The organism is Rhizobium sp. CBN3 (genome assembly GCF_030518245.1).
In the GTDB taxonomy this organism is placed as follows: domain Bacteria; phylum Pseudomonadota; class Alphaproteobacteria; order Rhizobiales; family Rhizobiaceae; genus Rhizobium; species Rhizobium aethiopicum_A.
Genome location: NZ_JAULSE010000002.1, coordinates 213,263 through 236,413 on the forward strand (window position 1 = coordinate 213,263; position 23,151 = coordinate 236,413).

Annotated in this window: 23 protein-coding genes; 10 read left to right on the top strand and 13 right to left on the bottom strand. The window is 63.4% G+C overall.

The genetic code is table 11. The features are described 5' to 3' along the window. The first annotated feature begins 143 nt into the window (after window positions 1-143). On the top strand, window positions 144-845 hold the full coding sequence (locus QWJ46_RS03750) for a DUF899 family protein (RefSeq protein WP_302749096.1): 702 nt from the start codon (window positions 144-146) through the stop codon (window positions 843-845). Window positions 846-865: 20 nt separating this feature from the next. On the opposite strand, the gene QWJ46_RS03755 is transcribed toward QWJ46_RS03750, so the two are convergent. The 6 genes from QWJ46_RS03755 to hutI form a co-directional block, all read right to left on the bottom strand. Beyond that, window positions 866-1,495 carry a J domain-containing protein gene (locus QWJ46_RS03755; protein ID WP_302749097.1) on the bottom strand — a complete coding sequence of 210 codons (630 nt, stop codon included), beginning with the start codon at window positions 1,493-1,495 and terminating at the stop codon, window positions 866-868. 174 nt (window positions 1,496-1,669) lie between these two features. Further along, window positions 1,670-2,245: a HutD family protein gene (locus QWJ46_RS03760; protein WP_184455823.1), complete on the bottom strand. Its 576-nt coding sequence runs from the start codon at window positions 2,243-2,245 to the stop codon at window positions 1,670-1,672. A gap of 5 nt (window positions 2,246-2,250) precedes the next feature. Further along, window positions 2,251-3,924, bottom strand: coding sequence for a urocanate hydratase (hutU, locus tag QWJ46_RS03765; protein ID WP_049733013.1), 1,674 nt, complete (start codon window positions 3,922-3,924; stop codon window positions 2,251-2,253). A 24-nt stretch (window positions 3,925-3,948) separates the two neighbouring features. After that, window positions 3,949-4,752 carry an N-formylglutamate deformylase gene (gene hutG, locus QWJ46_RS03770; protein ID WP_302749099.1) on the bottom strand — a complete coding sequence of 268 codons (804 nt, stop codon included), beginning with the start codon at window positions 4,750-4,752 and terminating at the stop codon, window positions 3,949-3,951. A gap of 180 nt (window positions 4,753-4,932) precedes the next feature. Continuing rightward, window positions 4,933-6,468, bottom strand: a complete 1,536-nt coding sequence (hutH, locus tag QWJ46_RS03775; protein ID WP_302749100.1) for a histidine ammonia-lyase — start codon at window positions 6,466-6,468, stop codon at window positions 4,933-4,935. Beyond that, complete coding sequence (gene hutI / locus QWJ46_RS03780; RefSeq protein WP_302749102.1) at window positions 6,465-7,727, bottom strand: imidazolonepropionase; 1,263 nt, start codon at window positions 7,725-7,727, stop codon at window positions 6,465-6,467. Before hutI ends, hutH (QWJ46_RS03775) begins: the two co-directional genes overlap by 4 nt. A 121-nt stretch (window positions 7,728-7,848) precedes the next feature. On the opposite strand from hutI, the gene QWJ46_RS03785 reads away from it, so the two are divergent. Next, window positions 7,849-9,195 (top strand): formimidoylglutamate deiminase, encoded by a 1,347-nt coding sequence (locus QWJ46_RS03785; RefSeq protein WP_302749103.1) that lies wholly within the window; start codon window positions 7,849-7,851, stop codon window positions 9,193-9,195. A gap of 60 nt (window positions 9,196-9,255) precedes the next feature. Next, a complete protein-coding gene (gene hutC / locus QWJ46_RS03790; RefSeq protein WP_184455835.1) occupies window positions 9,256-9,978 on the top strand; it encodes a histidine utilization repressor in 723 nt (240 codons plus the stop codon). A 27-nt stretch (window positions 9,979-10,005) separates the two neighbouring features. Here hutC (QWJ46_RS03790) and hutC (QWJ46_RS03795) read toward each other — a convergent pair whose 3' ends face one another. Continuing rightward, window positions 10,006-10,761 (bottom strand): histidine utilization repressor, encoded by a 756-nt coding sequence (hutC, locus tag QWJ46_RS03795; protein ID WP_184455837.1) that lies wholly within the window; start codon window positions 10,759-10,761, stop codon window positions 10,006-10,008. Between the two features lie 190 nt (window positions 10,762-10,951). Between hutC (QWJ46_RS03795) and QWJ46_RS03800 the strand changes: the two genes are divergently transcribed. The 5 genes from QWJ46_RS03800 (at window position 10,952) to hutH (QWJ46_RS03820) (ending at window position 15,635) form a co-directional block, all read left to right on the top strand. After that, the gene (locus QWJ46_RS03800) at window positions 10,952-11,794 is read left to right on the top strand and encodes a transporter substrate-binding domain-containing protein (protein ID WP_302749107.1); all 843 of its coding nucleotides are present in this window, start codon (window positions 10,952-10,954) and stop codon (window positions 11,792-11,794) included. Between the two features lie 106 nt (window positions 11,795-11,900). Continuing rightward, window positions 11,901-12,626, top strand: coding sequence for an ABC transporter permease (locus QWJ46_RS03805; RefSeq protein ID WP_184455842.1), 726 nt, complete (start codon window positions 11,901-11,903; stop codon window positions 12,624-12,626). Between the two features lie 10 nt (window positions 12,627-12,636). Continuing rightward, window positions 12,637-13,341 (top strand): ABC transporter permease, encoded by a 705-nt coding sequence (locus QWJ46_RS03810; protein ID WP_302749109.1) that lies wholly within the window; start codon window positions 12,637-12,639, stop codon window positions 13,339-13,341. Window positions 13,342-13,368: 27 nt separating this feature from the next. Beyond that, window positions 13,369-14,145 carry an ABC transporter ATP-binding protein gene (locus tag QWJ46_RS03815; RefSeq protein WP_302749110.1) on the top strand — a complete coding sequence of 259 codons (777 nt, stop codon included), beginning with the start codon at window positions 13,369-13,371 and terminating at the stop codon, window positions 14,143-14,145. Continuing rightward, window positions 14,142-15,635 (top strand): histidine ammonia-lyase, encoded by a 1,494-nt coding sequence (hutH, locus tag QWJ46_RS03820; protein WP_302749111.1) that lies wholly within the window; start codon window positions 14,142-14,144, stop codon window positions 15,633-15,635. Before QWJ46_RS03815 ends, hutH (QWJ46_RS03820) begins: the two co-directional genes overlap by 4 nt. Window positions 15,636-15,648: 13 nt before the next feature. On the opposite strand, the gene QWJ46_RS03825 is transcribed toward hutH (QWJ46_RS03820), so the two are convergent. Then, entirely contained in the window at window positions 15,649-16,191 is a 543-nt protein-coding gene (locus tag QWJ46_RS03825) for a hypothetical protein (protein ID WP_184455849.1), read from the bottom strand. Window positions 16,192-16,383: 192 nt separating this feature from the next. Between QWJ46_RS03825 and QWJ46_RS03830 the strand changes: the two genes are divergently transcribed. After that, complete coding sequence (locus QWJ46_RS03830) at window positions 16,384-17,121, top strand: phosphatase PAP2 family protein (protein WP_302749114.1); 738 nt, start codon at window positions 16,384-16,386, stop codon at window positions 17,119-17,121. A 99-nt stretch (window positions 17,122-17,220) separates the two neighbouring features. Here the strand turns inward: QWJ46_RS03830 and QWJ46_RS03835 are convergent, their stop codons facing one another. The 4 genes from QWJ46_RS03835 to QWJ46_RS03850 form a co-directional block, all read right to left on the bottom strand. Beyond that, on the bottom strand, window positions 17,221-19,782 hold the full coding sequence (locus QWJ46_RS03835) for an FAD-dependent oxidoreductase (RefSeq protein WP_302749116.1): 2,562 nt from the start codon (window positions 19,780-19,782) through the stop codon (window positions 17,221-17,223). A gap of 268 nt (window positions 19,783-20,050) precedes the next feature. Continuing rightward, a complete protein-coding gene (locus QWJ46_RS03840; RefSeq protein WP_302749118.1) occupies window positions 20,051-20,290 on the bottom strand; it encodes a hypothetical protein in 240 nt (79 codons plus the stop codon). Between the two features lie 11 nt (window positions 20,291-20,301). Further along, window positions 20,302-20,562: a hypothetical protein gene (locus QWJ46_RS03845; protein ID WP_085861482.1), complete on the bottom strand. Its 261-nt coding sequence runs from the start codon at window positions 20,560-20,562 to the stop codon at window positions 20,302-20,304. Then, window positions 20,563-20,898 carry a helix-turn-helix transcriptional regulator gene (locus tag QWJ46_RS03850; protein WP_302749120.1) on the bottom strand — a complete coding sequence of 112 codons (336 nt, stop codon included), beginning with the start codon at window positions 20,896-20,898 and terminating at the stop codon, window positions 20,563-20,565. A gap of 192 nt (window positions 20,899-21,090) precedes the next feature. Between QWJ46_RS03850 and QWJ46_RS03855 the strand changes: the two genes are divergently transcribed. Next, the gene (locus tag QWJ46_RS03855) at window positions 21,091-22,152 is read left to right on the top strand and encodes a class I SAM-dependent methyltransferase (protein WP_302749121.1); all 1,062 of its coding nucleotides are present in this window, start codon (window positions 21,091-21,093) and stop codon (window positions 22,150-22,152) included. A gap of 23 nt (window positions 22,153-22,175) precedes the next feature. Here the strand turns inward: QWJ46_RS03855 and QWJ46_RS03860 are convergent, their stop codons facing one another. Then, window positions 22,176-23,018: an AraC family transcriptional regulator gene (locus QWJ46_RS03860; protein ID WP_302749507.1), complete on the bottom strand. Its 843-nt coding sequence runs from the start codon at window positions 23,016-23,018 to the stop codon at window positions 22,176-22,178. Between the last annotated feature and the right edge of the window lie 133 nt (window positions 23,019-23,151).

The window sequence follows — 23,151 nt, forward strand, 5'->3', positions numbered from 1 at the left end:
CCGAAGCGGGGAATTTCGGGATTCCGAAGCGGGATATTTTTCGTTGCCCTGTCGATTTTCGCATGTTCCGATCGTCATTCTAACGATGTGCTGCATATTGCCTTGAGGTCGGCACATCATCAGGCAATGACAGGAGGATTGTCATGGATAACAGTCAGCTGGCACCAGCCGCCGTACTCGCGGCCAAGAATGGCGTTCGTTTCCCGAATGAGAGCAAGGAATATCGCAGAGCCCGCGACGCGCTGCTCGCGGAAGAGATCGAATTGCGCCGGCACATCGAGCGCGTCGCGAGACAGCGCCGGGCGCTGCCGCCGGGCGGCGAGGTGAAGAAGGATTATCGCTTCGAAGGCGCCGACGGGCCGATCTCGCTCACCGAGCTCTTTGCCGACAAGGAGACGCTGATCGTCTACAGCTATATGTTCGGGCCGGAGCGCGAGCGTCCATGCCCGATGTGCACCTCGCTGCTGTCGGCCTGGGATGGCGAGGTGCCCGACATCCAGCAGCGCGCCGCCCTTGCGGTCGTTGCCCGCTCGCCGATCGGAAAGCTGCTTGCCTTCAAGAAAGAACGCGGCTGGCATCACCTGCCGCTCTATTCCGACACGACCGGCGATTACAGCCGCGACTACCACGCCATCGGCAAAGGCGGCGGTGATGACCCTGCCTACAACGTCTTCACCCGGCGCGACGGCACCATCCGCCACTTCTGGAGCCAGGAAATGGGCGACGTCACCTCCGATCCCGGCGAGGACCCGCGCGGCGCACCCGACCTCATGCCGCTCTGGACACTGATCGACACGACGCCGGAAGGCCGGGCGCCGGACTGGTATCCAAAGCTGTCTTACTAACGGCTTTATCGCCTGCTGCGTCAGCCGGTGGAGCGGTTTCTGGAGGTCTCGATCCATTCGAGGTTGGTGACCGAGGCCTCCGGCAGCAGCGATGGATCGATGTCGTAGACGTAGCCGCTCAGCATGTCGGCGGCGCGTTCGGTTGCCTTGATCTTTGCCTCGGTTTCCGCGACCGCCTTGGCGATCGCTTCGATGCGGGCGCGGAACATGTGGGCGAGCACATCGCGGCCGGACTGTTTTTCGAGCCGCTCCAGATGCAGGGCGACGCGCGAGGCGTGGCGCTCCAGCTCGCTCTTGCTGAACCGCGCCTTACGCAGTTCCTCCGACAGGCTGTCCTGCATGACGGCGACGGGATCGAAACTTCCGGGCGCGCGCTCGTCGAGTACAGCGTCGGTGACCAGTTTCTCGATAATCACAAGCGCCTGCAGCTCGGCGGCATCGGCGAATTCGACGTCATAGCCTGTGTCGTCGAACACCTTGCGGCGGACCGGGTCGAGAAGCAGCGCATAGGCTTTCTGCAGATTGTCGAAGGCCTGCGAATCGCCGCCGGAATCCGGATGAGCAACCTTCGCCAGGCGCCGATAGGCAGCCTTCAGCTGGGCCTCGTCCGCATCGCGTTCAACACCGAGAATATCGTAGGGATCCGTCACGCCTGCTCCATTGCTACCCGGCACGTCCAGGCAGTCTAGGTCTTCTTCTGCATCAGCAAGGCGAAGTTTAGACCAAAAGCAGGAATGACGTCCATGGCCGGAAATCGCAATCGTCGCTGCGAAAGCCTGAGCCATTTTTCGATTGTTGAATTTTTTCAAGCCGTTGTACGAAGATCAGGGCGTGGTGATCGAGACGAGGTAACATCTGGCCTCGCCGTCGATTTCCAGTGCGGTTCCAGCCGCATCCGCAATCAGCAGCGCATCGCCGGCCGCAAGCGTGCCGCTCTCGCCGTCCCGCCGGAATGACAATGCGCCGCGATGGCAGAGCAGCAGGCATGTCGACGACGTCAGCGGCATGGACGTGCCGCCATCGATGTCGATGCGGATCAGCGTGTGGGCAAGGCCCGCGCGGCGCGTCATGACGTTGAGATCGGTGATCGCGCCGTCCTGGAGCCTGGCGGCCACCGGGATATCCGCCGGGAAGGGCAAGGGATCGCTTGCCGTTGTCAGCAGCGCCGGTGCCCGGCCTTCAATGTCGAGCACCATGCCGTTGCCGTCGAGAATCACAAGCGTCCGGTCGATGCCGGGGAAGATCGAAAACGGGCCGTTGGTTGCGACCGTCGCCATGCTGACGCGCCAGTCGAAGCCGGCAAGGCCGGCATCGTCGGGCGAAACGGCGATCTCCACCGTTTCGCCGCCGCCGTTTTTCCACGGCATGCGTTTGTAATCGCCGGCGCGCAGGATCCTCACGAGGCTCAGTTCCCGAGAATGCCGGGCAGGCGCAGGCCCTTGTCCCGGGCGCAGTCGAGGGCGATGTCGTAGCCGGCGTCGGCGTGGCGCATGACGCCGGTCGCCGGATCGTTCCAGAGCACACGCTCGAGGCGCTTTGCCGCATCATCGGTGCCATCGGCGCAGATGACGACGCCGGAGTGCTGGGAGAAGCCCATGCCGACGCCGCCGCCATGGTGCAGCGATACCCAGGTGGCGCCCGAGGCGGTGTTGAGCAGGGCATTCAGCAGCGGCCAGTCGGAAACGGCGTCGGAGCCGTCCTTCATCGCTTCGGTTTCGCGGTTCGGGGAGGCGACGGAACCGGAGTCGAGATGATCGCGGCCGATGACGATCGGGGCGGAAAGCTCGCCATTCCTGACCATTTCATTGAAGGCCAGTGCCAGGCGGTGACGGTCGCCGAGGCCGACCCAGCAGATGCGCGCCGGCAGGCCCTGGAAGGCGATGCGCTCCCTGGCCATGTCGAGCCAGTTGTGCAGGTGGGTATTGCCGGGGGTCAGCTCCCGCACCTTGGCATCGGTCTTGTAGATATCCTCCGGATCGCCGGAGAGGGCCGCCCAGCGGAAGGGGCCGATGCCGCGGCAGAACAGCGGTCTTATATAGGCGGGCACGAAACCGGGGAAGGCGAAGGCGTTTTCGAGGCCTTCTTCCTTGGCGACCTGGCGGATGTTGTTGCCGTAGTCGAGCGTCGGAATGCCGGCATTCCAGAAGGCGATCATCGCCTCGACATGTTCGCGCATCGAGGCGCGGGCGGCTTTTTCGACTGCCTTCGGATCGCTCTCGCGCTTGGCCTTCCACTCGGCCATCGTCCAGCCCTTCGGCAGGTAGCCGTTGATTGGATCATGCGCCGAGGTCTGGTCGGTGACCATATCGGGGCGGATGCCGCGACGAACCATCTCCGGCAGGATTTCGGCGGCATTGCCGAGCAGGCCGACCGATTTGGCCTCGCCAGCCTTGGTCCAGCGGTCGATCATCTCGAGCGCTTCATCGAGCGTTTCGGCCTTGGCGTCGAGATAGCGGGTGCGCAGGCGGAAATCGATGGAGTCGGGATTGCATTCGACGGCGAGGCAGCAGGCGCCGGCCATGACGGCGGCGAGCGGCTGGGCGCCGCCCATGCCGCCGAGGCCGCCGGTCAGGATCCATTTGCCCTTGAGATTGCCGCCGTAATGCTGGCGGCCGGCCTCGACGAAGGTCTCGTAAGTGCCCTGGACGATGCCCTGCGTGCCGATATAGATCCACGAGCCGGCCGTCATCTGGCCGTACATGGCAAGGCCCTTCTTATCCAACTCGTTGAAATGATCCCAGGTCGCCCAATGCGGCACCAGATTGGAGTTGGCGATCAGCACGCGCGGCGCATCCTTGTGGGTGCGGAAGACGCCGACCGGCTTGCCGGATTGCACAAGCAGGGTTTCCTCTTCCGTCAGCGTCTTCAGCGTCGCGACGATGCGGTCGAAATCCTCCCAGGTGCGCGCGGCGCGCCCGATGCCGCCATAAACGACGAGCTCGTTCGGATTTTCGGCGACGTCGGGATCGAGATTATTCATCAGCATGCGCAGCGGCGCTTCGGTCATCCAGCTCTTGGCATTGAGATCGTTGCCGCGGGGCGCGCGGATTTCGCGAATGTTATGGCGTGGATTGGTCATGACGGTTCCCCTGTCGAGTGAGCTTTATCGTTTCAGGCCGGGTGCGATCTGTTCGAGGCGCACCAGAATGTTTTTGAGATGGGCGCGAAGCCGGTCCGCCTTGGCGCTGTCATAGGCAAAGGGCGGCGTCTCGGTCTGCAGATGGGTCGATTGCGCGAGCTCCATCTGGATCGCGTGCACGCCGGTCTCGGGCCGGCCGTAATGGCGGGTCGTCCAGCCGCCCTTGAAGCGGCCGTTGAGCACGCTGTCGTAACCTTCGGCGGCTTCGACGACGGTCAGCGTCGCCTGCTCGATGGCGCCGTCGCAGGTCTTGCCCATATCGGTGCCGATATTGAAATCTGGCAGCTTGCCTTCGAACAGGAAAGGAATATGCGAGCGGATCGAGTGGCAATCATAGAGGATTGCGACGCCGTGGAGCCCTCTCACACGCTCGATCTCGGCGGCCAGCGCGGCATGATAGGGCGCATGAAAATCCCTGAGCCGCGCTGCGACATCGGCCTCGTCAGGCGCCTGCCCATCCTTCCAGATCGGCTTGCCGTCGAAGTCGGTTTCCGGAACGAGGCCGGTGGTGTTCTGGCCGGGATAGAGGCTGACGCCAGCCGGATCGCGGTTGGCGTCGATCACGTAGCGATGGAAGGTGGCGCGCACGGTGGTGACGTCATCGAGCAGCCCGTCATAGAGGTGGTGGATGTGCCAGTCGGTATCCGCGAGGATCCGGCCATTGTCGTTGAGACGGTCGGCGATGTCAGGCGGCACGTCGGTGCCGGTGTGGGGGAAGCCGAGGATGATCGGCGAGGTGCCCTGGCGGATTTCGTATGGTGCGGTCATCAAAACCCCTCCCCAACCCCTCCCCACAAGGGGGAGGGGCTAAGCTGTGGCACCGCCTCGCAAACCAACGCGCCGGCTGCATGATCTGCGATGGAGGGTGAACGCGGCGAGGGCCGCACGGTAAGCCCCTCCCCCTTGTGGGGAGGGGTTGGGGAGGGGACTTTCTCCTTCGCCATCATCTCAACCCTCCAAAACCGGCAAAATGCCATTCGAAACCGAGCCATTCAGCGCCCCCGTCGCCACCAGTGCGGCGGCGGCGGCGAGATCCCCGGCCATGTAGCGGTCACTATCGAGGCTCGGCACCTTGGCGCGGATCGCAGCGATTGCTTTCAAAAGCTCCGGGCTCGTCGACAGCGGTGCGCGTAGTTCGACGCCCTGGGCAGCGGTCAGCGCCTCGATGCCGATGATGGCGAACAGGTTTTCGGTCATGCCGAGCAGACGGCGGGCGCCATGGCAGGCCATGGAGACATGGTCTTCCTGGTTGGCCGAGGTCGGCGTTGAATCGACCGACGCCGGGTGCGACATCTGCTTGTTTTCTGACATCAGCGCCGCCGAGGTGACCTCGGCAATCATCAGGCCGGAATTCAGGCCCGGCTTCTTGGCGAGGAAGGCCGGCAGGCCGTAGGAGAGGGTGGGGTCGACCAGCAGCGCGATGCGGCGCTGCGAGATGGCGCCGATTTCGCAGACGGCGAGCGCGATCTGGTCGGCGGCGAAGGCGACGGGTTCGGCGTGGAAATTGCCGCCCGAGACGACGGAATTGTCCGAGAGCACCAGCGGATTGTCGGTGACCGCATTGGCCTCGATTTCGAGTGTGCGGGCGACCGAGCGCAAGAGATCGAGGCAGGCGCCGTCGACCTGCGGCTGGCAGCGGATGCAATAGGGATCCTGCACGCGCTCGTCGCCCTCGATATGGCTTTGGCGGATGACGGAGTTTTCGAGCAGGCCGCGAAGGGCGGCCGCGGTATCGATCTGCCCCTTATGACCACGCAGCGTATGGATATCGGCATGGAAGGGCGCAGACGAACCCATGGCCGCGTCGGTCGACATTGCGCCGGTGATCAAGGCGGATTGGGCAGCACGATGGGCGCGGAAGAGGCCGGCGAGCGCCAGTGCCGTCGAGGCCTGGGTGCCGTTGATCAGCGCCAGGCCTTCCTTGGCGGCGAGCACGACCGGTTTCAGTCCGGCGCGTTCGAGGGCTTCGGCGCCGGAAAGACGTTCGCCGGCGAAAAAGGCTTCAGCCTCGCCCATCATCACCGCCGCCATATGGGCGAGCGGCGCAAGATCGCCGGAGGCGCCGACCGAGCCCTTTTCCGGGATCAGCGGGATGACGCCCCTTTCCAGCATGCCCTCGATCAGCCGCACCAGTTCCAGCCGCACGCCGGAGGCGCCGCGGCCGAGCGAGACCAGCTTCAGCGCCATGATCAGCCGTACGATATTGTCGGGTAGGGGCGCGCCGACGCCGCAGCAATGCGACAGTATGAGATTGCGCTGCAGGGTAGCGACATCGGCGCTGTCGATCTTGATTGAGGCGAGTTTGCCGAAACCGGTATTGATGCCATAGACCGGGGCGTTGCCGGCGGCGATCTCGGCGATGCGGGCGGCGGCCTTGTTTATGCCGGCATCGAAGGCGGGATCGAGCCTTGCCGGCTCGCCAATCCAGTAAATGGTCTCGAGGTCGTTGAGCGAGACGGAGCCCGGGTGGAGGGTGATGGTCATCGGCCGTTCCTTTCGCCCTTGAAGACGCGTGCATGAAGTGGGTTGAAGCCGATGCGGTAGACGAGCTCGGCGAGGTTTTCGACATTCCAGACGGCGAGATCGGCCGACTTGCCGGGCTCGATCGTTCCGGTCTCGGCGATGAGGCCGAGAGCGCGGGCGCCTTCGCGGGTGGCGCCGGCGATGCATTCCTCGACGGTGAGGCCGAAAAGCGTCGCCGACATGTTCATGGTCAGCAGCATCGAGGTCAGCGGCGAGGTGCCGGGATTGCAGTCTGTCGCGATCGCGATTTGCACGCCCGCCCGGCGCAGCGCCTCGACCGGCGGCTTCTGCTTCTCATGGATGGCGTAGAAGGCACCGGGCAGGAGCACGGCGACAGTGCCGGCAGCCGCCATCGCGGCAACGCCATCTTCGTCGAGATATTCGAGATGGTCGGCCGAAAGCGCGCCGTATGAGGCAGCAAGCTTGGCGCCGCCGAGATTGGAGAGCTGTTCGGCATGCAGCTTGACCGGCAGGCCGAGCGCCTTCGCCTTGTCGAAGACGCGGGCGATCTCGGCCGGGGAAAAGGCGATGCCCTCGCAGAAGCCGTCGACAGCATCGGCGAGGCCGAGATTATACATGTCGTCGAGGCCGGGCAGCACGACATCGTCGAGATAGTCGCCGTTGCGGCCCTTGTATTCGACAGGGGTCGCATGCGCGCCGAGATAGCTGGTGGCGACGCGCACCGGTCTGATATGACCGAGCAGCCGGGCGCTCTGCAGCATCTTCACTTCGCCGGCCCGATTCAGCCCGTAGCCGGACTTCACTTCGATCGTGGTGACACCTTCGGCAAGCAGCGTATCGAGCCGCGGCAGCGCCTCGGCGACGAGGTCTTCGACCGACAGCGCATTGGTGGCCTTCACCGAGGAGACGATGCCGCCGCCGGCGCGGGCGATTTCTTCGTAGGTGGCGCCGGCAAGGCGCATCTCGAATTCGCGGGCGCGATTGCCGCCGTGAACGATATGGGTGTGGCAGTCGACGAGACCGGGGGTGACCCAGCGGCCTTCGAGGTCGACGATTTCGGATTGCTCGATGGCGGATGCCGGCAATTCGCTTTCGGCGCCGGCAAAGGCAATACGGCCCCCTTCAGTCAGCACGGCGCCTTTTTCGACGATGCCGAGACCCGCTCTGTCCGGCGCCAGCGTCGCCAGCCGCGCATTGCGCCACAGCACCGGCCGGATGTCGGCGGATGGGGTACCTCCAGAAAAATTGTTCCCGCTCATCAGCTTTGCGCCTTTCCTTATGCCGAAACATGTATATACATAATCAGCAGGTGACAAGAGAAATTTTGCGCGCTTTTCTGGAAAAGAAAGATCGGCGGCGCGGCAGGAGGAGAAGAAGGTCATGACCATACTTCACACAGAGACGGCGCTGACGCCGCAAGGCTGGCGGAAGAACGTGCGGCTGACGCTCGAGGCCGGGCGCATCGCCCGGGTCGAGTCCGACGTTGCCGCCGCGCCAGGCGATGAGCGCCATGCTCTGATCGTCCCGGCCATGGGCAACCTCCACAGCCATGCTTTCCAACGGGCGATGGCCGGTCTTGCCGAAGTGCGTGGGCCCGCCAATGACAGCTTCTGGAGCTGGCGCACTGTTATGTACAAGTTTGCCCTGGCGATGACGCCCGATCATGTCGAGGCGGTCGCGGCCAAGCTCTATTCGGAGATGCTGGAAGCCGGCTTTTCCCGTGTCGGCGAATTCCATTATCTCCACCATGACAAGGACGGCGGCGCCTATGCCAATATCGCCGAGCTTGCCGAGCGTATCGGCGCGGCGAGCGACACGACCGGCATCGGCCTGACGCTGCTGCCGGTCTTCTATGCCCATTCCGGCTTCGGCGGTGCCGCGCCGATCGAAGGCCAGCGGCGCTTCATCAATTCGCTGGAAAGCTTCGAAGAGCTGATGGAGGGATGCCGTGTAGTGACCGGCCGGCTCGACGGCGCCGAACTCGGGCTGGCGCCGCACAGCCTGCGCGCCGCCACCCCCGAGGAGTTGGCGAAGCTTGTGCCGATGGCGGGCGACGGCCCCATCCACATCCATGTCGCCGAGCAGGTGAAGGAGGTCGAGGACTGCATCGCCTGGTCGGGCGCAAGACCGGTGGAGTGGCTGCTCGATCATATGCCTGTGGATGAGCGCTGGTGCCTGATCCATGCGACGCACATGACCGGAGACGAGACGCGGCGGATGGCGAAGAGCGGGGCGGTTGCCGGCCTCTGCCCGATCACCGAAGCCAATCTCGGCGACGGCGCCTTTGCCGCGCCGCTCTTCCTCGGAGAGGGCGGCCGTTATGGCATCGGTTCGGATTCAAACGTGCTGATCTCCGTGCCGGAGGAACTGCGCCAGCTCGAATATTCGCAGCGACTGGCGCTGCGCGCCCGCAATGTGGTGGCAGCGCCCGGCGGTTCGACGGCGCTTTCGCTGTTCACCCACGCCCTTGCCGGCGGCGGTGCCGCGCTGAAAGCGCCGGCCGGTATCGTCGAGGGCTATCACGCCGATCTCGTTTCGCTCGATACGTCTGCCGTTCCCTATCTCTCGGGCGACCAGATCCTCGACCATTGGCTGTTTGCCGGCGGCGTTTCCGTCGATTGCGTCTGGGCGCGCGGCCGCAAGCAGGTGGAAGGCGGCCGCCATCGCGAGCGCGACGCCATCGACCGGCGGTTCCTCGCCGCAATGGGCGAGTTGCTGGCTGCCTGATAAAGCGCTTTTCCTTCCAAGGCATTCGATCTAGATCGGGAGATCAATCGGAACGTGGCGATGAACCAAAGCAGGGATCTGACCTTGCACCAGCGCATCCTGGGCGAGATCGAGGGCCGTATCGTCTCGGGCGAATGGCCACCGGGGCATCGTATTCCCTTCGAGGTCGATCTCGCCACGCAGTATGACTGCTCGCGCATGACGGTGAACAAGGTGCTGACCCAGCTCGCCAAGGCCGGGCTCATCGAGCGCCGCAAGAAATCCGGCAGCTTCGTCACCCAGCCCCAGGCGCAATCGGCCGTGCTCGAAATCCACGACATCAAGGCCGAGGTGCAGTCGCTGAATCTGCCCTATTCCTATGCGCTTTCGAAGAAGGCGAGCCGCAAGGCGAAGGCGGAAGACAGAAGCCGGCTGGAACTGCCCGTAGCGTCTTCGGTCGTCGAGGTGGTCTGCATCCACAATGCCGGGGCGCAGCCCTTCTGCCTGGAGGAGCGGCTGATCAGCCTTGCGACCGTGCCTGAGGCCGCCGATGCCGATTTTCTGGCGGTGGCGCCGGGGCCGTGGCTGCTCAACCAGGTGCCGTGGAGCACGGCTGAACACCGGATCCACGCGGTCTCCGCCAGTGCTGAGGTGGCCGCGGCGCTCGACATCGCCCGCAACACCGCCTGCCTGGTGGTCGAACGCCGCACCTGGAGCGGCGCCGGTCCGGTGACCCATGTCCGCTTCACCTATCCGGGCGATCGCCACGCGCTGGTGGCGCGGTTCACGCCGGCATCGCAATAGGTTCCATATACAAGATGGCAGGTGTTTTTACTCTTCGAACATCTTGCCGCTGCGCGCTTCGAGCCGATAGCGATAGCCGGGATAGACGAGACGTGCGGTCGAGACCACCTGCTTTGCCGACCATGTGCGCCGGCGGATCGTCAGGCACGGCTCGGTCTTGAGGATGGTGAGCAGCTTGCATTCCCACGCCTGCGGCATCGCCGCCTCGACGACGTGCTCGGAGCCGCTGAGCGGGGCGGCCGCCGTCAGATAGGCGTTCGGCGTCAGCGTCGTGAAGTCCTGCTTGAGATAGTCGGGGGCGGCTTCCGGATGGACGAAACGGTCTTCGATCTGCACCGGCACGCCGTTTTCGCTGTGCACGATCAGCGAGTGGAACACCGCCGCCCCGATATCAAGTTCCAAGGCGTCGGCGATCTCGGGAGAGGCCGTTTCCTGGGCGAGAACGACGACGGACGCCTCGTGGACATGGCCGCGTTCGGCGATCTCCTCGGCGATGTTGCGCACCTCGAACAGCGCCGAATAACCCTTGCGCTCGGCGACGAACGAGCCGACGCCCTGGATGCGGACGAGTTCGCCTTCATTGGCGAGTTCGCGCAGCGCCCGGTTGGCGGTCATCTTGCTGACGCCGAGCTCGACGACCAGTTCATTTTCCGATGGCACGCGGTATTTCGGCGGCCATTCGCCGCTGTGGATGCGGTCGAGGATCACCTGCTTGACGCCGGCATAAAGCGGCGTGCTGTCATTTCCCGCCAGATCGCGCTTCATCTCCCCGGAACGCTTCATTGCCTATTCCTTTTGCACGGATACAATTCGCCACATAAAACGACTTTCCTCTTGCATAACACAAAATATCTCATATGGTACCATATACAACCTCCCGAACGGTCCTCGATGAAAAAAGGACAGAACGGGCAAGCCGGCGGAGATCGGCGGTGCCGCAAGGTCTGTTTCAACTCCAGAGGAGAATTCATCGATGAAATTAAGCGCAATTCTTTTTTGCGGCGTCGCCGCCTTTTCCGCTTTCGCAGCTCCCGCCTTTTCCAAGGACTGGACGAAGGCGACCATCACGCTTGAGGGCGCTTATGCGCCGTGGAATCTCACCAATGCCGATGGCACGCTCGGCGGCTTCGAGCCCGAGCTTGCCAAGGTGCTCTGCGAACGCGCCAAGATCGAATGCACGCTGGTTGCCTCCGACTGGGACGGCATGATCCCGGCTCTCAATGCCGGCAAGTTCGACGTCATCATGGATGCGCTGTCGATCACCGACGAGCGCAAGCAGGTGATCGATTTCACCATTCCCTATGCCGCCACCCCTGCCGCCTTTGCGACCGCCAAGGACAGCCCGCTGGCGAAGGCCGCCGGCACCGGCGCCACGATCAAGATGACGCCCGGCCAGACCGGCGTGAAGGAAATCGAAGCGCTGAAGACCGCCTTCAAGGGCAAGACGATCGGCATCCAGGCAGCGACCGTCTACGCCAAGTTCGTCTATGACAATTTCGGCGACATTGCCGAGATCCGCGAATACAAGACTGGCGCCGACCGCGACCTCGACCTGCAGAACGGCCGCATCGACCTCGGCTTCGACGACGCCGTCTATTTCGCCAATGCCTTCCAGGCCGCCAACGGCGCGCTCGATTTCACCGGCCCGGAGATCGTCGGTTCGATCTGGGGCGAGGGCGAAGGCCTCGGCGTCCGCAAGGCCGATACCGACCTGCGCGACAAGTTCAACGTGGCGATCAAATCGGCGCTTGCCGATGGCACGGTCAAGAGCCTTTCGATGAAGTGGTTCAAGGTCGACGTCAGCCCGCAGCAATAAGCCTTTCGGCCTTTTGGCCGCAGGCGCCGGTCTCCGGCTTCAATGCCGGAGACCGCGTGTTATTCTTGAATTCACAAAACACTGCCACGGACGGGGAACGGACGATATGGCAAGCTTGGAACTGCTCGGCTTCGGCTCGACCGGATGGGGCGCGCTGCTCATTCTCGCCGCCTTGATGACGCTGGCCGTCACGGCGACGGCGCTGGCGATCGGCGCGGTGCTCGGCGCGATCGTCGCGGCGGCAAAGCTCTCCGGCAACTCTTTCCTCGTCGCCCTCGGCAATGTCTATACGACCGTGTTTCGCGGCGTGCCGGAACTGCTGATCATCTATCTCATCTATTTCGGCGGCTCCTCGGCCGTCACCTCGATCGGCAAGGCGATGGGCTATGAGGGTTTCCTCGGCCTGCCGTCTTTTGCCGCCGGCGCGCTTGCCGTCGGCATCATTTCCGGCGCCTATCAGGCGGAAGTGTTCCGCGGCGCCTTCCTCGCCATTTCCAAGGGGGAGCTCGAGGCGGCCTCGGCGATCGGCATGCATCGCGGCCTGCGCTTTCGCCGCATTATCATGCCGCAGGTGCTGCGGCTGGCCATTCCCGGCCTCGGCAACGTCTGGCAGCTCAGCCTCAAGGATTCGGCGCTGATCTCCGTCACCGGCCTGGCCGAGCTGATGCGCACCAGCCAGGTGGCGGCGGGCTCGACGCGGCAGTATTTCCTGTTCTTCATCGCCGGCGGCTGCCTCTACCTGATCCTGACCAGCCTTTCGGACCGCATCTTCAACGGCGCCGAACGCCGCGCCAACCGCAGCATGCCGGCCTCGGCCATGGGCCAGGCGTAAGGGGGCGACGATGGATTTCACCTTCTTCGCTTCGACCATGGTCACCCTGCTCAAGGCCGTGCCGACGACGCTGATCCTGTTCTCGCTGTCGATCTTCTTCGGCGGCCTGCTGGCGCTCGTCATCGTCTGGATGCGGGTCAGCGGCAACCGCCTGCTGTCGGGCTTTGCCAAGGGCTATATCTTCGTCTTCCGCGGCTCGCCGCTCTTGATCCAGATGTTCCTGGTCTTCTACGGCCTCGGCCAGTTCGGCGTCATACGCTATTCCTTCCTCTGGCCGTTCCTGCGTGAGCCGATGGTCTGCGCCATCCTTTCTTTGGCGCTCTGCACGGCCGGCTACACGGCGGAGATCTTCCGCGGCGGCATCCGCGCCGTCTCGCCGAAGGAGATCGAGGCGGCGCGCTCGATCGGCATGTCCGGCTTCCTGCTGGTGCGCCGGATCCTGGCGCCGATCGCCTTCCGTCACGCGCTGCCGGCCTATTCCACCGAGATCGTGCTGATGATGAAGTCGACGGCGCTCGCAAGCCTCGTCACCGTCTGGGAGGTGACCGGTGTCGCCCAGCGGCTGATCTCGCAGACCTACCGCACGATGGAAGTCTTCCTCTGTGCGGCGATCATCTATCTCGTGCTGAACTTCATCATCCTGCAGGGCATGGCCCTGCTTGAATATTCGCTGTCCCGACACCGCCGCGCGGCCCCGCAGCCGTTGAAGGCATAGGCAGTTTTTGACCTGATTGGAGCAATCATGCCAGGCGTTACCCGACTTTCGGTCCGCAATATCCGCAAGAGCTTCGGCACGCACGAGGTCTTGCGCGGCATTTCCCTCGATGCGGAAGACGGCGATGTGATTTCGCTGCTCGGCGCCTCCGGCTCCGGCAAATCGACCTTTCTGCGCTGCATCAACATGCTGGAAACCGCCAGCGACGGCGAGATCTGGGTCGATGGTGAGCACATCGAAATGATTCACAAGAACGGCAAGACAAAGCCGGCGAGCCAGAAGCAGGTCGATCATATCCGCTCCGAACTCGGCATGGTTTTCCAGTCCTTCAATCTCTGGTCTCATATGACCATCCTGCAGAATGTCATCGAAGGGCCTATCCATGTCCTGAAGCGGCCGCGCGCCGAATGCATCGCCGAGGCCGAGGCGCTGCTCGAAAAGGTCGGCATCGCAGACAAGCGCCATGCCTATCCCGCCCATCTCTCCGGCGGCCAGCAGCAGCGCGCCGCAATCGCCCGCGCTTTGGCGATGAGGCCGAAGGTCATGCTGTTCGACGAGCCGACCTCGGCGCTCGATCCGGAACTCGTCGGTGAAGTCCTGCGCGTCATGCGCGCTCTTGCCGAGGAGGGCATGACCATGCTCGTCGTCACCCATGAGATGAGCTTTGCCCGCAACGTCTCGAACCGCGTCGTCTTCATGCGCGAGGGGCTGATCGAAAGCAGCGGCAAGCCGGAGGAGATGTTCACCGGCGGCGCCACGCCCGCCTTCCGCCAGTTCATCGGCCACTTCGGAACCGGCCAATGACCGTTACTATCGATCAAGTGCTGACCTGGCGCGACGTCGCGCGCGTCGGGGCAGGGGAGGCGCTTGCGCTGTCGCCCGCCGCCTGGGCGCGGGTCGAAGAGGCAAGCCGTATCGTTGCGCGCATCGTCGAGACGGGCGTGCGCGCCTACGGCGTCAACACCGGCGTCGGGGCACTGGCCGATACGGTGGTCGACCGCCCCTCGCAGAGCCTGTTGTCGCGCAGCATCGTGCTCAGCCACGCCTGCGGCGTCGGCCCTTTGCTTGATGCCCGCGCGGTTCGGGCCATCATCGCCGCTCAGATTGCCAATTTCGCTCATGGCCATTCCGGCGTGCGGCGCGAGATCGTTGCGCATCTCACAGCACTGCTGGCGCATGATTGCATTCCCGAGGTGCCGTCGAAAGGCTCGGCGGGTTACCTCACCCATAACGCCCATACCGCGCTCGTCCTGATCGGCGAAGGCAGCGCCATGCTGGGCGGAGAACGCATGAGCGGCCGCGAAGCACTTGCCGCGATCGGCCTCGAACCGCTGGTACTCGGCGCCAAGGAAGGTTTGAGCCTCGTCAACGGCACGGCCTGCGCCACCGGTTTGACCGCCACCGCACTTTTGCGCGCCGAACGGCTGCTCGACTGGGCCGATGCCATCGCAGCGCTGACGCTGGAAGCGGCAGGCTGCCAGATCGCCGCCTTCGACGAGGCGGTGCTGGCGCTGCGCCCATCGGCGGGAATTGAAAAGGTGGGAGCGTCCCTCCGTGCCCGCCTTCGCGGCAGCGGCCTTGTCGCCTCCGCCTTCGGCCGGCGCACCCAGGATGCGCTCAGCCTTCGGTCGGTCCCGCATGCCCATGGCGCGGCCCGCGACGTCTTCGACAATTCCGCCCGCATCGCCGATCAGGAACTTGCCTCGGTGACGGACAATCCGGCTGTTTCAGGCACGCCGGAGCAGCCGATCGTCTCCTCCGAGGCGCATGCCGTTGCCCCGGCGCTCGGGCAGGCCGCCGATAGCCTCGCCATTGCGCTGGCACAGATCGGCGTGATCAGCGAAAGACGCATGGACCGGCTGGTCAATCCGCTGGTCAGCGGCCTGCCGCCGTTTCTCGCAAGCGACGCCGGCAGCCATTCCGGCTTCATGATCGCGCAATATACCGCAGCAGCGCTGAGCAACGAGAACCGCCGCCTTGCCGCGCCCGCGGCGATGGACGGCGGGTTGACCTCGGGCCTGCAGGAGGATTTCCTCGCCCATCCCACAGCCGCCGCCGGCAAGCTGCTCGCCGTCATCGACAATGCCGAATATATAATGGCGATCGAGTTGATGGCCGCCGCCCAAGCGCATGATTTCCTGGCGGCGACAGCGCCCCGGGCGGCCGGTACGGATCTGGTCTATCAGGCCGCGCGGCAGCGTATCTCCCATTATGGCGACGAGCGGCCGCTCAATGGCGATATCGAGGCCGTGCGCGGCCTGATCCGCGAGACTGCGCCGCCACCGATGAATTGAATCGGGCAGACCGTCAGAACGGCTTGCTGGTGTCGGAATCCTGCTTCGGTTTTCCGCCGGCTTCGAGGCGTTTGAGACACTGGGCGAACGTGGGGTAGAGCTGGTCCACCCGCGACAGCGGCAGCGTCCAGTCGCCTTCGTCGCCGGCAAAGGTCAGCTGCACGTCAGGGGTTCCTGAAAAGGAATTCTTGATGATCTTTTTCAGCCCGCCGCTTCCCTTGCTGCCTGCGGGCCAGAGGCGAAGCGTGGTCTTGTCGAAGAACTCGGCGGCAACGACTTTCGTCATATTGCGATCGGTCAGCGTCACCTCGGTCGTCGTGCCGGCCGGAATGTCCCAGCTGTTCTTCGACACCAGCCAGAACGTCTCGGTCGCGCTCTGGCGGAATTCCATGGTCTTGCCGATCTCGCTCTCCCACAGCAGCCGGCAGTAGGCAGGCTGTTCGCTGGCATAGCCGACTGACCATTGTCTTGCGCCGCCCATCCATTCGGTCTCGCCGAAGGCGGAGACCGGCTGCAGGGCGGATGCCAGCAGAACCATCGCGGTCAGAATTTTCATCGCCGAAGTCTCCAGGACAATCTGCTTCAGCCATAGCAAAAGAAGGTTGAGCTTTTGCTACCGGCCGTTTGGGATGAGGCGGCGATCAGATTCGGCGAAGTGGCTCCTCGACCTTGCAAGGTCTTGAATTTTCGACTCACCTTGCCGATCTGGCGGGTGAGGACATGATGTGAAGGGAGCTCGACGGCAGGCATGACGGAGGTTCAACGACGCGGTTTCCTGGCGAGGCTCAATGCCTATGAGCCACTGACGCTGATCATGCTGGCATCGATCGCAGGCGGGCTGTTCGTGCTGCAGCGGCTGACGAGTGAGGTCCTCGAAGGAGAAACTTTTGGTTTCGACCAGGCGGTCCTGCTGGCGCTGCGGCGGGCCGACGATCTTGCCGTACCGATCGGTCCGGCTTGGCTTACCCATGCCGTCGATGACATCACCAGCCTCGGCGGCATCACTGTTCTCTCGCTGCTAACGGTTCTCATCACCGTCTATCTCTTGCTCGACCGGCGCTGGCCGATCGCGATCTTCGTCTTTTCGTCAGTGGTGTCGGGCTGGCTGGCGAGCACGCTGTTGAAGATCCTCGTCGCGCGGCCGCGTCCCGATGTCGTGCCGCATCTCATCGAGGTCAGCGATCTCAGTTTTCCCTCTGGGCACGCCATGGTCTCGGCGGTGACCTATCTGACGCTCGGGGCGCTGGTGGCGCGCACCCAGCGTTACCGCTCGACGCGGATCTTCGTCATGGGCGCTGGCGTCTTCCTCGCCGTCATCATCGGGCTCAGCCGGATCTATCTCGGCGTCCATTACCCCACGGATGTTTTTGCCGGATGGTGCGCCGGCGCACTGTGGGCGCTCGGCTGCTGGCTGATCTCGAAGAGGTTCGTCCCGAGCCGTGCGCCTGACAATGGCGTTGAGGCTGCAAATGGAGACAACACTTAGCGTAATGCGGCTCAACCGCATGAATGCGGCGCCGTGCTGGCGGCGCCACAGGTGCTTGAGTGCGCAGGTTCTGCCGCTTTCGTTGAAAGCTGAACCGCTTTAGGTGCGCGGCTTCAGGTTTTCCGGGTCGTAGATCGGCTTGTAGCCGACGCCGACAACCTCCACCGGATAGGTCTCGGCAAAATACTCGATATTCAGCTTGCGTCCGACCTGGCAATGTGACCAGGGCAGATAGGCCAGAGCAATGTTCTTGCCGACCGTCGGGCCGTAGGCGATCGAGGTCGTGTAGGACCGGCGGCCGAGCTCGTCGACCAGAACCTCTCCGGTGGCGGGATCGACAACCGGCAGGTTGCCAAGAGGATAACGCTTCACGCCCGATTTGTCGGTATTCTCGGTCATGACAAGTGTGCAGAGCATGGCGGGCTGGTGCTCACGCGCCTTGTATTCCAGATGTTTTTCCTTGCCGCGGAAATCGGCTTCCTTGACCTTCGGACGGGCGAGATCGGCTTCGATCAAGTTGTACTGGGTCAGCAGGTCGGCATTCTGCAGGCGCAGGCTCTTTTCCATGCGGCGCGAGTTTGCATAGGTCTCGACGCCGAAGGCCATCACACCGGTCGAGCGCAGCGCATCCCAGACGGCGAGGCCGTCTTCGTACTTCATGTGCAGTTCCCAGCCCTGCTCGCCGACATAGGAGATGCGGAAGGCGGTGACGGTCTTGCCTGATATTTCGATCGGCTTGATCGCCGCAAAGGCGAAGTTTTCCTGATCGAGCCCGGCCGGATCGGCCACGACCTTCTTCAGCGTGTCGCGCGCGTTCGGACCCCAGATGCCGATCGTCACGAATTTTTCCGAGACGTCGGTGATGGTCACGTCAAGGCCGCGGTCTTGGGCGACGCGCTTCATGTAGTGCAGGTCGCGCGGCCCGGCATCGGCGCCGTTTACGAGGCGGCAGCGGTCGGCCATGCGGAAGACGGTGAAGTCGGCGCGCACCATGCCCTCGTCGTCGAGGAAGTGGGTGTAAACGCCCTTGCCGATGTTTGCATCGCCGCCGACCTTGGCGGCGCACAACCATTCCATCAGCTCGACATGGTCAGGTCCCTCGATATCGACCATGTGGAAGTGGCTGAGATTGACGATGCCGCAATCCTCGCTCATCGCCAGATGCTCGGCATTCGACACGCGCCAGAAATGGCGGCTGTCCCATTCGTTCTCGCGAACCGGAACGCGGTCGGCATATTTTTCCAGAAGGTGCTCGTTGGCGGCATAGCCGTGCGCACGCTCCCAGCCGCCAAGCTCCATGAAGTAGCCGCCGAGTTCCTTTTCGCGCTCGTAGAAGGGCGAGCGCTTGGCGTTGCGGCCGGATAGATAGGGCTCGCGGGTATGGACGGCGGGGAAATAGATCTTCTGGGCGGCTTCGTAGCAGCGGCCTTCGATGAATTCTTCCGTCAGTTGATGCGGATAGAAGCGGGCGTAATCGATGCTGTTGTGATCGATTTCGGTCCGGCCGTCCGTCATCCAGTCGGCGATCAGCTTGCCGTAGCCCGGGCCGTCCTTGACCCAGATGGCAACGCAATACCAGAGGCCGCGCACCTTCTGGCTCTCGCCGCAGGATGCGCCGCCGCCGGCAGAAACCTGCAGCAGGCCGTTGAAGGAGTGACCTTCGTTATAGCCGAGTTCGCCGAGGATCGGCGTCAGTTCCATGGCGCGCTCGAGCGGCTCGATGATCTGTTCCATCTCGAGGTCGCGCTGCGAGGGCGAAAGCCGCGCTTCGTGTTTTTCGAGAAGATCGCGCGGATGGCACATGCGCGGATTGGTGGCTTCGTAATAGCCCCACTCGATCTGGCCGCCCTCGGTCGTCGCCGGGTCGCCGGTGTCGCGCATATAGGCGGAGTTGCCCTGGTCGCGCAGCAGCGGGAAGCCGATCTCCTTGCCGGTGCCTTCGAACTCGTTATAGGGACCGAAGAAAGTGAGCGGGTGGTCGACCGGCATGACCGGCAGGTCTTCGCCGACCATCTCCGCGATCAGGCGGCCCCAGAGGCCGGCGCAGACGATGACGTGGTCAGCCATGATGGTACCGCGATGGGTGACGACGCCCTTGATGCGGCCGCCTTCGACGATCAGCGACTTCGCCGGGGTGTTGCCGAAGACCTGCAGCTTGCCAGCCTTTTCGGCGGCGTCGACCAGCTTGCCGGCAACGGTCTGCGAGCGCGGAATGACGAGGCCGGCATCCGGATCGAAGAGACCGCCCATCACCTGATCTTCCTCGATCAGGGGGAACTTCTCCTTGATCTCGGAGGGGCTGACATAATGGGCGCGCGTGCCGAAAGCGCGTGCCGAGGAAAGCTTGCGCTTGATTTCCTCCATCCAGGCATGGTCGCCGGTGCGCGCCACTTCGAGGCCGCCGATGCGGGCGTAATGGCCCATCTTCTCGTAGAAATCGATCGAATATTGCGTGGTCCAGACCGAGAGATAGTCGTGGCTGGTGGTGTAACAGAAGTCCGAGGCATGGGCTGTCGAGCCGATGTCGGTCGGAATGCCCGACTTGTCGATGCCGACGATATCGTCCCATCCGCGCTCGACAAGATGATGAGCGATGGAGGCGCCGACGATACCGCCGAGCCCGATGATGACGACCTTTGCCTTTTCCGGAAATGCTGCCACGTGCTGTTCCTTCTATTTCCGCACGAATTAAAACTACCGAGCCGCGCTTGGCTTACGCTTCGCGTGAGATGCAGGAGCCATGTCAGCCTCGTGAGCGTGTCACATTTGCCGAAGCTGCAAAACCCCAGACCTCTCCCTCCCGAAGCTGGATAAGCCATTATGCATAAGGCTCACAATCGTCATTGGTCCTACGCCGTCGAGTAACGGCGTAATTGCGCCAGTCCGGGTCGAGGCGGAAGTTATTCCAGACAGAGCTCGCGCGCCCGGATCACAGCGCAGAAATCGCCTCGAGCCGGTCGATGTCCCCCAACACAATATCTTCGGAAACAGGTTCGCGATTGTGAAGGCGGAACCATTCGGCCGCCTCGCGCACGCGATCCCCGTGCGGCGGGGGATAGGCGCCCAGCCGGAGAACCCACTCGCGCACGGTTTCGCGCTCCATCCGCCCGGCCCGATATCGCTCGCAGACGGTTTTCGCCGAGGCGACGAGATCATTGATGCTTTTCACGAGGCTGCCCCTCAATGCACGGAAGGTTCTTCATCGTCGAGGAAGGATCGGATGCCGTCCCGCTCGACGACCGCCAGGAATTCGTCGAAGGCCTCCCGGTCGGTCGCAAAGGGCTCCTCCCAGCGGATCAGATCCTCCGCCTGGGTGACGACTTCCATTGTCCAGTCCTCATTGCTGCCGGAGGTTCGAAAAATGTCGACGAGCACCGTCACGCCGTCGTCGGTGAATTCCCCCGCCAATTCGGAGTGCTCAAGCTTCTGTTTCTTTGCCATTCAACCGCCAGCGCCGGGAGGGGCGTCGTTTTTCAGATATTCTTCGTATTGGACCGTCTCGGTCTCGTCAGTGTCTATAGAAGCCGATGCAGGTCTTGCCAAGCGAACGCCGGCGCCGCCGCCATTTTCCGGGATGAAAAGCACGCCCGCATCTTCCAGGCAGCGTTTCATATCACGCAAAGCCTGCTCATCAGGGGACAGCTTTCCGGCCTCGTAACCGGCAATCGTCGCCTTGGGGATTTTCGAGGCTGAGGACAAGTCATCCTCAGACCATCCGATCAGGGCACGTGCTGCCCGGCACTGGGCTGGAGATAGACACGACGAACCGTCTTGCATTGAAACTCCGATCCTTGGCCTGGGTCAGCAATGAAGATGTGCCCACAGGCTGGGAAAGCAAGCACGTGATGATGACGCCGGCTAGACGCGAGTTGTGACGACCTACCTGATTGGGCAAGGGGAGGGTTGATTGACTGAATATTATCACGGTCTAATTTAACTCCTCCTTGTCACGCACCCCGGGAGGTCACAATGCGTGAGCCAAATATGCAGAAACTCGATGCGCTCGTCGGCCGTCTTGTCGGCGATGTCGGCGCCGCCATGTCAGGTGCCTTGGTCGTGCTCGGCGACAAGGTGGGGTTGTTCAAGGCGATGGCCGATGGGACACCTTTGAGCGTCGAGCAGCTCGCCGCGAAAACCGGGGTGAAGGAGCGCTACCTCAGGGAATGGCTGAGCGCCCAGGCTGCCGCCGATTATGTCACTTACGACGAAAAAACCGATCGCTTCAGCCTGACGGCGGAACAGGCGATGGTCTTTGCCGAGGAAAACAGCCCCGCCTTCTTCGTCGGCGCCTTCGAGGTCGTGCAATCCATGTGGATGGATGAGCCGAAAGTCGCCGAAGCCTTCCGCACTGGTAAGGGTCTCGGCTGGCATGAGCATAGCACATGCCTCTTCCGTGGAACCGAACGGTTCTTTCGCCCGGGCTACAACAGCCATCTGGTGAACGAATGGATTCCGGCTGTTGCCGGGATGGAGGAAAAGCTCAAGGCAGGCGCCAGGGTCGCCGATGTCGGCTGCGGTCACGGCGCATCGACCATCCTGATGGCGCAGGCCTATCCCGCCTCGCGTTTCACCGGCTTCGACTATCACGGCCCGTCGATCGAAAGGGCGAAGGCCGCCGCGAAAGAGGCTGGCGTCGCCGATCGCGTCACCTTCGAGCAGGGCAAGGCGGCCGAATTTCCGGGAGGCGGCTATGATATGGTCGCCATGTTCGACTGCCTGCACGATATGGGCGATCCGGTCGGCGCCGGCCGGCACGTCAAGGAGACGCTGGCCCCGAACGGGACATGGCTGATCGTCGAACCCTTTGCCCATGACCGTCTGAAGGACAACCTGAATCCGGTAGGCCGCGTCTATTACGGCGCCTCGACGATGATCTGCACCCCGGCATCGCTCTCCCAGGAGGTGGGGCTGGGGCTCGGCGCGCAGGCGGGAGAAACGAAGCTGCGCAAGGTGGCGCTTGATGCCGGATTCACGCATTTCCGTCGTGCGACCGAAACGCCGTTCAACATGGTGTTCGAGGTCCGGGCCTGAAGACACCGGCTCTGGGGCTGAAGCTATTTCGGCTTGCCGATGCTGGCATACATGCCGGTCGTGCGGAATTCGGTGGGATTGGTGCCATAGACGCGGCGGAAGACCTTCGAGAAATAGTTGGCGTCCTCGAAGCCGCACATGATGGCGACTTCCTTGACCGGCAGGAAGTCCGCCTTGGTGAGAAGTTTGACGGCGCGCTGCAGCCGCTGCTGCAGCACGAATTCGGCCGGCGGCACGCCCTCACTCTCGGCGAAGCTGCGCGAGAAATGCGCGCGGCTGAGGCCGACGATGGCGGCAAGTTCGCCGACAGGCAGCGGCTTTTCGAGATTGGCGTTGATATGATCGATGACCGGCTGCATCACGCTGAGCTCGGCCGCAAAGGCCGGCGAGCCGAAAACGTCGTCATAGAGCGCCATCGCCGCTTCATAGGCGATCGCCGAGGCCGTGCCCGGCGAGGTCGCGCCTTTGACGAGGCGCAGGCTGCAATCGGCCAGATGGTCGATCGTCGAAGGCTGCAGCTTCAAGACCGGGCCGGCGGTCGACAGCACCAGCTGATGGATGCGCAGGGTTTCCTCGCCGTTCATCGAGATCCAGAAATATTCCCAGCGCTCGCCCTTCTCCAGCCAATAGCGGTGATTGTGCGGCACGAGCACCAGCAGCGTGTCGCCGCCTTGCAGGCGGTAGTTGCGATTTTGGTAGCGCAGCCGGCCGCTGCCGCTGATCGTGTGCTGCAGCACGGTGAAGGGCGTCTGGCCGCGTCTGCGGCCGTCCCAGTCATAGGTCTCGTTCTCGCGCACCTCGTAACCGGCGCTGGTCGGCATGGCGTGCAATCGCTGGCGGCCGCGGGGCAGCGAAACCGTCCTCATCGACTGTCCGTTGGCGATTAAATCCTGCAGCACAAAATTACCCCTGAAAGCATAATCCTTCTCTGGTCGGCCTGCCGATTTCGGGCATAATCCCGCTCGACAAGAAGGAAGAGACCACGGCCGATCGAGCGGT

What these genes read in the sequence shown, in the direction of transcription:
- hutI (WP_302749102.1), bottom strand. Translation starts at nt 7,727, where the DNA reads ATGAGCGGGAACAATTTTTCTGGAGGTACCCCATCCGCCGACATCCGG.
- QWJ46_RS03810 (WP_302749109.1), top strand. Translation starts at nt 12,637, where the DNA reads ATGGATTTCACCTTCTTCGCTTCGACCATGGTCACCCTGCTCAAGGCC.
- QWJ46_RS03785 (WP_302749103.1), top strand. Translation starts at nt 7,849, where the DNA reads ATGACCATACTTCACACAGAGACGGCGCTGACGCCGCAAGGCTGGCGG.
- hutG (WP_302749099.1), bottom strand. Translation starts at nt 4,752, where the DNA reads ATGACCGCACCATACGAAATCCGCCAGGGCACCTCGCCGATCATCCTC.
- hutH (WP_302749111.1), top strand. Translation starts at nt 14,142, where the DNA reads ATGACCGTTACTATCGATCAAGTGCTGACCTGGCGCGACGTCGCGCGC.
- QWJ46_RS03850 (WP_302749120.1), bottom strand. Translation starts at nt 20,898, where the DNA reads ATGCAAGACGGTTCGTCGTGTCTATCTCCAGCCCAGTGCCGGGCAGCA.
- QWJ46_RS03805 (WP_184455842.1), top strand. Translation starts at nt 11,901, where the DNA reads ATGGCAAGCTTGGAACTGCTCGGCTTCGGCTCGACCGGATGGGGCGCG.
- QWJ46_RS03800 (WP_302749107.1), top strand. Translation starts at nt 10,952, where the DNA reads ATGAAATTAAGCGCAATTCTTTTTTGCGGCGTCGCCGCCTTTTCCGCT.
- QWJ46_RS03855 (WP_302749121.1), top strand. Translation starts at nt 21,091, where the DNA reads ATGCGTGAGCCAAATATGCAGAAACTCGATGCGCTCGTCGGCCGTCTT.
- QWJ46_RS03845 (WP_085861482.1), bottom strand. Translation starts at nt 20,562, where the DNA reads ATGGCAAAGAAACAGAAGCTTGAGCACTCCGAATTGGCGGGGGAATTC.
- hutH (WP_302749100.1), bottom strand. Translation starts at nt 6,468, where the DNA reads ATGACCATCACCCTCCACCCGGGCTCCGTCTCGCTCAACGACCTCGAG.
- QWJ46_RS03830 (WP_302749114.1), top strand. Translation starts at nt 16,384, where the DNA reads ATGACGGAGGTTCAACGACGCGGTTTCCTGGCGAGGCTCAATGCCTAT.
- hutU (WP_049733013.1), bottom strand. Translation starts at nt 3,924, where the DNA reads ATGACCAATCCACGCCATAACATTCGCGAAATCCGCGCGCCCCGCGGC.
- QWJ46_RS03825 (WP_184455849.1), bottom strand. Translation starts at nt 16,191, where the DNA reads ATGAAAATTCTGACCGCGATGGTTCTGCTGGCATCCGCCCTGCAGCCG.
- QWJ46_RS03860 (WP_302749507.1), bottom strand. Translation starts at nt 23,018, where the DNA reads ATGAGGACGGTTTCGCTGCCCCGCGGCCGCCAGCGATTGCACGCCATG.
- QWJ46_RS03815 (WP_302749110.1), top strand. Translation starts at nt 13,369, where the DNA reads ATGCCAGGCGTTACCCGACTTTCGGTCCGCAATATCCGCAAGAGCTTC.
- hutC (WP_184455835.1), top strand. Translation starts at nt 9,256, where the DNA reads ATGAACCAAAGCAGGGATCTGACCTTGCACCAGCGCATCCTGGGCGAG.
- hutC (WP_184455837.1), bottom strand. Translation starts at nt 10,761, where the DNA reads ATGAAGCGTTCCGGGGAGATGAAGCGCGATCTGGCGGGAAATGACAGC.
- QWJ46_RS03750 (WP_302749096.1), top strand. Translation starts at nt 144, where the DNA reads ATGGATAACAGTCAGCTGGCACCAGCCGCCGTACTCGCGGCCAAGAAT.